Origin of the sequence: Paenibacillus sp. JCM 10914 (assembly GCF_001315105.1) — a bacterium.
GTDB lineage: Bacteria > Bacillota > Bacilli > Paenibacillales > Paenibacillaceae > Paenibacillus_AQ.
The window spans coordinates 64,644-73,679 of the sequence record NZ_BAZR01000028.1 but is presented as its reverse complement, the minus strand read 5'-3'; the positions used below and the strand labels follow the sequence as shown (position 1 = coordinate 73,679).

The 9,036-nt window shown below is 46.6% G+C and carries 7 protein-coding genes; 1 reads left to right on the top strand and 6 read right to left on the bottom strand.

The annotated features are described in order from the left end of the window. Positions 1-134: 134 nt before the first annotated feature. A complete protein-coding gene (locus tag JCM10914_RS22810; protein ID WP_023965143.1) occupies positions 135-2,513 on the bottom strand; it encodes a glycoside hydrolase family 16 protein in 2,379 nt (792 codons plus the stop codon). A 268-nt stretch (positions 2,514-2,781) separates the two neighbouring features. On the opposite strand from JCM10914_RS22810, the gene JCM10914_RS22805 reads away from it, so the two are divergent. Then, on the top strand, positions 2,782-3,924 hold the full coding sequence (locus JCM10914_RS22805) for a glycosyl hydrolase family 8 (RefSeq protein WP_023965141.1): 1,143 nt from the start codon (positions 2,782-2,784) through the stop codon (positions 3,922-3,924). A gap of 67 nt (positions 3,925-3,991) precedes the next feature. Here JCM10914_RS22805 and JCM10914_RS22800 read toward each other — a convergent pair whose 3' ends face one another. The 5 genes from JCM10914_RS22800 to JCM10914_RS22780 form a co-directional block, all read right to left on the bottom strand. Beyond that, positions 3,992-5,467 carry a DUF4179 domain-containing protein gene (locus JCM10914_RS22800; protein ID WP_023965138.1) on the bottom strand — a complete coding sequence of 492 codons (1,476 nt, stop codon included), beginning with the start codon at positions 5,465-5,467 and terminating at the stop codon, positions 3,992-3,994. Continuing rightward, positions 5,454-5,981, bottom strand: coding sequence for a sigma-70 family RNA polymerase sigma factor (locus JCM10914_RS22795; RefSeq protein WP_023965136.1), 528 nt, complete (start codon positions 5,979-5,981; stop codon positions 5,454-5,456). The genes JCM10914_RS22800 and JCM10914_RS22795 overlap by 14 nt, the downstream gene beginning before the upstream one ends. A gap of 238 nt (positions 5,982-6,219) precedes the next feature. Next, entirely contained in the window at positions 6,220-6,837 is a 618-nt protein-coding gene (locus tag JCM10914_RS22790) for a hypothetical protein (protein ID WP_148300247.1), read from the bottom strand. A gap of 282 nt (positions 6,838-7,119) precedes the next feature. Further along, the gene (locus JCM10914_RS22785) at positions 7,120-7,833 is read right to left on the bottom strand and encodes a hypothetical protein (protein ID WP_023965132.1); all 714 of its coding nucleotides are present in this window, start codon (positions 7,831-7,833) and stop codon (positions 7,120-7,122) included. A gap of 145 nt (positions 7,834-7,978) precedes the next feature. Next, positions 7,979-9,028, bottom strand: coding sequence for a hypothetical protein (locus tag JCM10914_RS22780; protein WP_023965131.1), 1,050 nt, complete (start codon positions 9,026-9,028; stop codon positions 7,979-7,981). Positions 9,029-9,036 lie beyond the last annotated feature (8 nt).

Genomic DNA, 9,036 nt, shown 5'->3' with positions numbered 1-9,036 from the left:
ATTATGCGGCTTTTTTTTTGTGCTTTGTACACGTAACGCTCCGCTCCTGATCTCGGAAGAACGGGTCATAAAAACAAGCGGGAAGCTATATAGCTTCCCGCTTGCTCGGCATGAAATCAAAAGACGGTCTCTCCCTACCCCGCTGATCCCTGGGTCACGCCATGTACATAAGTGTACCACGGCGTATCCAATGCACCTTGCCCCGGATTATAGGTGAAGAAGTACTCTACCGTATCTCCTTGCTGCAGATTATTAACGGCATACGTATAGTTCCCGTTGCCAGTAGGTGTCATTGCTACATTTAACTGTCCACCATTGTTGATCTTGTAGTGCAGATCGGCAAAAGTGGCGCCGTTAACGTAGAACAACAGATCGTTGCCGGTCTTCTTCAGGCCACGCACCTCATCGCCGATAATAACTTCCCCAGGCGATGGGGTTCCAGGGTTCCCGCTGCCACCGTTATCTTTATAGACCCGAACATAATCCACCTGCATTGTAGCCGGTATATCAGACGGCCCCGGGGAAATACCTCCGTCAAAATTCCCGCCGAGCGCCAGATTCATAATAAGATAGAACGGCTCGTCGAACGGTGCATTCGGGTTATTCGGTGCAGCTAATGAATACCATTGTTGATTGGTCACTTTGAAGAAGAACTTGCCATCCACATACCATTTGATGTTATCCTCTTCCCACACTACGGAATACACATGGAAGTCATTATCAATGCTCTGCCCTGCTGGGAAATGATATTCACCAGAAATATGTTGGTTCGCTGGCCATGTTCCACCGAAGTGTACGGCTCCGCTCGTGGAACCAGGCAAGCGTCCTCTCGCTTCCATTACGTCGATTTCGCCAGATGCTGCCCATACTCCGTAAGGGCTGTCTTGCGGAAGCATCCACAATGCCGGCCATATGCCATTGCCGGTCGGCAGCTTGGCACGGAAGTCCACACGCCCATACTTCAGAGTAAAGTGATTCTTCGTATTTATCTTGCCCGATGAATATTGTGCATACCGATTCGGATCCTGCGGGAAAGACTTCGAATCATTCAATGCCCGAATGTTCAGCTTTCCATCCTGTACGAATACGTTCTGCGAACTGTTCGTGTAGTGCTGCAATTCCGCATTTCCCCAACCCCATGTATTCGGATCATCATTGAGGTAATAGCCTTCTTCATAATTCCATTTGCTCATATCCAACGTAGTTCCGTTAAACTCATCTTGCCAGATCAAATTCATGCCTTCGATGGCCGGATTGGTCGGCGTTCCGATGGCAATGTCTTCTTGATCGCTGACATCCGGACGCGGTGCATCTGGATTGCCGATTAGCGTATAGTTGACGTAATTGTTGCCCACGCTACCACCCTTTTGTCCGTTTAATGGATAACCGATTCGGATCTGCATGTCTACCTGGATGGGTTGAAACCATAGTCCATAGATGTAGTCGGCCCAGTATCCCCATTGATTAGCGTCCGACATATTGTTGTAGCCGTTGGCGGAGTATGTAAATCCGCTTTGTCCGGAATCTCCCATATTGACCCATTGCCCATTGATATTGATTTGGTACACGAAATTATCGAGTTCCGAGCCGATAGGCGCGCCTCCATCGATCTTAGGCAGCGGTATGCCGATCGCTCCGCTTGCATCTGCGGTGAAGGTTGTTCCTTCATAAGGGGTAAGCGTATACGAATTTCTTACAGGTTGATTAAACGTGATCGTGTATATGAGGTTAGAACTTGACGTTCTGGATTCCAATTTGACGTTGATGGACTCTGTCACGTTAAACCAATACCCGCCGCCACCGTCGGTGAATTGACCGAAGTTCTGATCATAGATCCAGCCGCTGGCAGCGTTATTGTCGATATCAATCCATGTGCCGCTGTTGATTGGCTTTACAAATACCTTCAAATCATCAGCGACGGCTTCATATGTTACCGCCGGATCGTTGTTGAACGTAGGATAGGTAAAACCAGCTCCACCCGTGAAACTTGCTGTAAGCTGTGGCCCTTGGGTTGGAGTCATGGACGTGATTGTCGTTTTGTTAATATTCTGGAACACCAGCGTGTAGTTTAATGTGACTCCATTCGCTTTGGAGTACAGCTGAATCTCAGTCGTTGCGGAGAGCGTGAACCAATAGCCTGTAAAACCGCCGTCGCTCCAATGTCCCCAGTTCTGGTTGTAGATAAAGCTGCTGACACTGTCGATATCGACCCAGTTGCTGCCGACTTTTACTCGGACCCCTACATCTTGGGCCACATCATTCCAAGTGGCAGAGCCACCGTTGAATATCGGCATAACAAAGCCATAACTAGCCTGTCCCACTCCTGATTTGGAGATGACAGGGCCATCTGCTGCCGAGAAGTAACTCATGGAAGTAACCGTGGTTGCTGCCGCCTCCGCGCCATCAACCTCAGCAGGCTGCCATAGACTAATGCTGGCCAGCATCCCTATCGCTAAGAACAAACATAACGCTTTTTGCATAAATCGCCTTTCCATTGTGCGTAAACGCCTCATAAATACCCTCCCTTAAAATGTAAGATTCTTCACCTGTAACCGCTTAAGAAAACGCTTACAGATAAGATCAATTTCATTCTAGCGAATAAAACAAGAGAATCATAGGTTCCATTTTTGGGGTTGTATCCCAATATTTTGGGTCGATTCACACAACTTCTGTGATACAGCCCGGTAACTCATAACATTTCTAAGGTAAATACTGAGATTTTTGAACCATTGCTCATGATACGATCAGAATAGCAAAACGACTTCTTCAGGAGGGAATGGAATGACAATCTCAACTCAAGGTGCTTATGTAACAGGTGAATATACGAACTTTTTTCAAGCAATGGGATATTCTAAGGAAGCCATTCGCGAGAAAGTAGATCGGGCATGGCAAGATTTAATCGACGGCGAGGAAGACATTCGAATCTATTATCCGTTCGGCGACGATAAAGGGTATTTTCTCGATACCGGTAATTCAGATGTACGATCTGAAGGCATGTCCTACGGCATGATGATGGCTGTCCAGATGAACGACCAAGACATCTTCAATCGGTTGTGGAATTACGCAAAAACGTTCATGCAGCATACGGATGGCCGTTACAAGGACTATTTTGCCTGGCACTGCAAACCGGACGGCACCCGTCTATCGCAAGGACCGGCACCAGATGGCGAGGAGTTTTTTGCCATGGCCCTGTTCTTTGCCTCGCACCGTTGGGGAGACGGTCTCCCGCCATATGACTATGCGGTTCAAGCGAGAACGGTCCTGCGAGCTTGCGTTCATCAAGGCGAGCATGGTGAAGGGGATCCGATGTGGGACCCCGCAACGAAACTAATTCGATTCGTACCCGAGTCTACTTTCAGCGATCCCTCCTATCACCTGCCGCATTTCTACGAGCTTTTCGCTGAGCGCTCGGACGAACAGGATCGGCCTTTCTGGAAGGAAGCGGCGGCGGCTAGCCGAGCTTACCTTCATACGGCTTGCCATCCGAAGACGGGATTATCTCCGGAATATGCAAATTATGACGGGACGCCGGCCGAAATCCAGCGCCATGGGGACTTTCGCCACTTCTACAGCGACGCCTACCGAGTTGCGGCGAACATTGGCCTTGATTGGGAATGGTTCCGCGCTGATCCTTGGCAGATCGAACAGTCGAATCGACTACAGCGTTTCTTTCGTGATATCGATGTGTCCAACTATCGCCGATACACGATTGATGGACGGCCGTTCGAAGAACCTGCGCTGCATCCGATTGGTCTTCTAGCCACGAACGCTATGGCTTCATTGGCTGCTGATGGTCCTGACGCCGCACATTTTGTCCATCAGTTCTGGAAAACCCCGCTGCGACAAGGGGTTCGTCGATACTATGATAATTGTTTGTACTTCTTTAGCTTGTTAGCTTTAAGTGGCAACTACCGAATCTATTAAGCTGTGTCTCATCAACATCAATGAAAAAGCCTCTCATGACGATATTCGGTCATGAGAGGCTTCTTCTCTACTTATTAAATATCACAGACCAGTCAGGGTCTTTGTAACGTTTATCGACGACTTCCCTTACGAGAGTCAGTTCCTCGGGGATCTGATCTAACCCCGGAATTCGGAATTCAATCGGCTGCTGATTTGTGCGATCCCCCATGCCGATTAATCCCTCTCTCCAATCATCAGAAAGTGCATTAATTACCGATGCTCCCCCTCTCATACTTACATCATATTGCCTCCCTGTTGAGTCGTACGCTTTCCATTCCGTATGAGTGATTTCATTCTCCATTTCCCCATAGAATGAGATGGCTGTTTCATTAGTACCATCTCCGCTTTGCGATTCCTCAAGGGATGTTCCTACTATTTCCACGTTATCATTCAATATTTTAAAAGATTGGGGCTCCGTCTGTTCTGACGGCCTATAGGAAATCTGGCTTCCGTCAACTTCAGCGACCGTGTACCCATCCAGGACTAAACGGAACGGTTCTTCCTCAGGCAGATGCTTAAAAGTATAACTCCATAGTACTTTCCCATGACCAATTGACTTATGTTCAGACGTCATCCGACCGTCCTTGTAATAACTTTTTCTCGGATTAACCGAATGAATCTCTTCCCCCTGTAGAGTCTCGAAATGAAAGCTCAGCATCTGCTTCTCCCATAAATCACCCGGAGACCTCGTCATTGCGACTTCATCAAGCTCAGTCTCCAACTCGAGCCGTACGCCTTGCACCATCCGGGTCAGACTTTTCAATGTAACAGTCATTCCATGAGGGGTGGTATAACTGCCTGAAAGCTCCTCAATCTGCGTCTTCTTGTTAGCCTCTCTCATATCCATGTCAAAGCTGAACTTCCAATCTCCTTCGGTTTGAGGCTGACCGCGACTGCCTAAAGTCGTAATGTTTCCCTCGATGGTAATCTTCTCCGTTTGCAGCGGTTCGCCAAAAAAAGCAACCATATAATAGAAATCGTTGGTGTAACCCATGTCGTACATGGTCTTCACCAGGTTACCGTTATCATCTTTGATCGTAATTTGGTTCGGCTCTGTCAAGATTAACTTGTCGCGAACGTGCTTCCCTCTGCTATCAAAAAGCTGAAGAGCCATTGTCACGCGCGTCGGATCGGCAACAGCTTCATTAATCTCCAACGTGTAACCCTTATCCTTCACATTGATTTGGGGGTCATGCACCAAACCCAACTCCTGCGCACGAAGAAGTCCAATATCCGGGTGGTCCTTGGCGAACAAGGACCTGATCATTTCGGCAAAGGTCGGAACCGTAAAGATTGAAACCGTTCCAATGACAAATATGAGCGCGAAGACAGCTGCTGCCCATCTCCATCGTTTGGCTGAAAATCTTGGTTTCACCTTCTGCTCAGGAAGTGAGGAAAGTGCGTTCTCCACCGCGAGCAGTACCGTATCGGGGATGACCACCTTGTCTGTACTGGACTTGAGTAATTGTTCCAGCTCACGGTCAATCGGATCATGATAATTCATGTTTGACCTCTCCTTTCCCCAGGACGAGCCGAGACAGTTGCTGCCTGGCCCTGAATAAACGCGATTTTACCGTTCCTTCGGAAATGGCAAGCACCTTGGATATTTCCTTGACTGATAAATCCTCTATGTAATATAGCATCACGATGGTTTGAAGCTGTTCATCCAGTTCGTCAATTACTTCAAATAGTTCGATCTGCTCATATGCTCCCGTATACGATGCCTGTCGCATATCATATGGGACGGGGTGAACTCGCTTCTTTTTCCTAAGAATTCCGTTACACTCATTAATCAAAATCCGAATGATCCATGTTCGAAAATAAGCAGGTTCTTTCAATGTATGTACATTAGAAAATGCCTTGGTGATCGTCTCCTGCATTGCATCTGCAATATCTTCATCCTTGCGGACCATCGATCTGGCTATGACATATAAGCTTTGTTGTACCGCACGTATTAAATCCACGAAAGCGTCCTTGTTCCCTTCTCTTGCAAGTGCTGCTTTCTCCGATAAATCCACACAGATTCCCCTTTCCTCTCAATCTATCTAATGATTAGAACGTCAAAGACGAGATTAGGTTCACAACTATAAGAAAAAATCGGTAACGATGATCTGATAAAAAAAGACCCACTACAGCTCACTATCATAGAGCGGCCTGTTTGTGGGTCGATTTATAGTATCAAGATCATTATAGGCATGTAGGTGCTTCATACCATTTATAGCACGACGATGTGAACTAAATACTTTGGGGATTATTCTACCGTCGGCATTGAACACGGCTTTCCTCTTCTGAAATACTTCGTTGAATGGCAACATGAGTTATTTTCACCCCATTGTCGGGTGAATCAGTTAACGTAATATGAATCCGATCATAGAAAACACCATCATGATGTGAACTATAATTCAAGGCGCTTGCATGAACGACATGTCTTCTTGTATCGCCGTATATTCTTTCGATTATATCTATACGAGGACACATTATAAAATCGGCGTAGGTATTCTCCAGATATGGAAAGTATCTGAAATACAGTGTTTCTTCAAGCAACTCTCCGTTAGAAACTCCAATATTCTCATTTTTCCAACCAACCATGAGCCAATCATATAGTTTGGGTGATCTTAGACGATACTTTTGATTTTCAAGAGTGAATACCACTTCACCCTCTGATATAATACATTCCGTACGCTGCTTGTCATTTATGCAATTATAGGCTGGTTCAACGGTGGCAACATCCCCGCTCTTCATGCTTATCACCATTTGGGTAGCCGGAATTTTAAACTTTAACTTTGTTGGCCCATCCGTAAGACTGGATGTATTTATCCAATGGATTACCTTACGAATCATGACTTCTTCATATCCATCCGTTTGCTTGAACAATCGGGTATCTCCATGTGAGCTTATTACTTCAATGGATAATAGATCATCTGTTAGTATCTTAGGTTGAATATAGCTAGCCATCGCTGATGAATGATGCGAAATTAAGCCAGCGAACACTATACAGATAAAGAGACACTTTCTCATGATTCTTAGGCCACCTCTGGAAGTTGTATTTAAAGTATAATATTCTCCTTAACGCAATCAAAAAATCCAGATTTAGTAGCACTACTAACTATTTGTCTTTAACCATTCATCAAGTTTACATAATAGATATTTGGCCCACTAACATTCACCCGAATACATATCATGAATTCTAGCAATCAATTCCTCCGAATTGGAACGGAACACTTCGTTAGCGTCAGTCCAGACGGAATCCAGAAAATACGATGCGTGAAACCGCCACCCTTGATGCCCAGGATTAAACTCGATCTGGAGCTCTCGCCCGGGCTTTCCTCTGTACAATTTCGAGCCGGGCTTGCGCCACCTGCCGATCTGGGTGATTCTGTCCGGGTTCTGCCCCGTAATATAGGTGAATCTTTCGTTATATGCGATGTCTTTGATGAAAAACTTAGGACAGCCTACAGCGAATACCTGGACTTGCGGGAAGCCGCATGTCTCTTCCAAATACAAACCCGTCCGATAGGCGACCACCCCTCCGGCACTGTGTCCGATCAGGATGATATGGTCTACCGCTGCTGCATGTTCGCGAATGATTTCCGCTGCCGTCGCTACCCGCCGTGACTGTTCACGAGTAAAGTCATAACCGATCTGAGTAAGCTGCCGGGCCAGTAGTCGCAAGAGTGCGGAACCCGCAATTCCATTTGCCATCCCATAGGGGAAGATCATCACGATTTTGGCATCATGATACCGCTTCGCAATTTCACGGGCAGCCGCTTCAAAATTATTCCGATACGTCAGTACACCAGCGAAAAAGAAAATGACCGTGCGGCACGGTCCTGTACGTGTGCTATGGGAGGATACAAATGCCTCGGTCATCCATTCTCACAGTCCTCTCCTCATTCTGTATAGATTATAGGCGTGTGCATCCTTCATTTCAACATACGGCTCATGAAGCTCTGCCCGCGCAAAAAACTCCGTCCCTGCCGGGGGCGGAGTGAAGCAGAAAAATTGTTCATACCAACTATGTTGAGCCTTCAAGCAGCAGCAGCAATTTATGCAAGAGCTGAGGCTCTTCATCACGAAATTGTTCGAATCGGAGCTTTAGCCGTTCAAACATCTCCTTATCTTCGCGAATTTCATGGCGGATGTACTGATCTCTGAGCTTTAATGCTCTCTGGGTTATATCCTGATAGCCTTCCACAAGCTCTTTGTCATACGGGATGATCCCCTCATCTACCAAGTATCCGATCCGCTCGCTCATCATTTTTTTGTGCTCCCAGAGCACGTGCAGGTGCCTGACATCGTTACGGTCACCGAGCCGTGAATCGTTGCTCTCTACAGCATCATAGTACATTTGCAAATAGTCGTAGACCTTCATTCCGAAAGCTTGCTCGTTGTCAGGATTGTAGTTAATCCGATTTAAATGGGTCTCTTCGTTTAGGTAATCTCGCAGCTGATCTATCGCAGCCAAGCGATCGAAAGGATATAGGGAATGCGGCTCGTATTTGTAGAAGTACGTGTGATGATCTGCGGTGAATCCTTCCTGCAGCAGATGTCTCATAGAATGAACAGCATCCTGGAACTCGGTGAACGGGATGACCACATTCCGATATACCCCTGTACGATCGAACATGGAAGCGTTGAAGATATTTTGTTCCCCATCGTAACCATAGAGAAAAAGATGATGAGGAAACGGCTCTTTCTCGTAAGAGGCTGCTAGCGATAGCTTGGCCTCGTCCAGAAACACAACGCAATAGTAGCCATTGCGAATTTGATCTGCGAAAAACTGCGGCCAGGCATCAAGCGCCAAATGCTGCATAATCGTATAATTGACAGAGCACGTCAGCAAAAACGGGTTGTTAAAGTTCAATTCGTTGGGCTTGCCACGAAAGAAATCGATATAGAACTGACTGCCATCCTCCAAGAATGTTTTGTTGCAAGACAATTGAATAAAATTACTGTAATACCAAGGAATCGTTTCTTCATGAGCGCTGGTGATCGAAAGCGTGTAAGCCCATCGCAAAAATCCTTTAAGCGGCGGATTCGACACCGGAAGCTGCACAGCTTTCATGACCTCTC

Bases quoted from the DNA above. Each gene is read 5' to 3' on its own strand.
- JCM10914_RS22785 (WP_023965132.1), bottom strand. From the start codon at position 7,833: ATGACCGAGGCATTTGTATCCTCCCATAGCACACGTACAGGACCGTGC.
- JCM10914_RS22800 (WP_023965138.1), bottom strand. From the start codon at position 5,467: ATGAATTATCATGATCCGATTGACCGTGAGCTGGAACAATTACTCAAG.
- JCM10914_RS22810 (WP_023965143.1), bottom strand. From the start codon at position 2,513: ATGAGGCGTTTACGCACAATGGAAAGGCGATTTATGCAAAAAGCGTTA.
- JCM10914_RS22780 (WP_023965131.1), bottom strand. From the start codon at position 9,028: ATGAAAGCTGTGCAGCTTCCGGTGTCGAATCCGCCGCTTAAAGGATTT.
- JCM10914_RS22805 (WP_023965141.1), top strand. From the start codon at position 2,782: ATGACAATCTCAACTCAAGGTGCTTATGTAACAGGTGAATATACGAAC.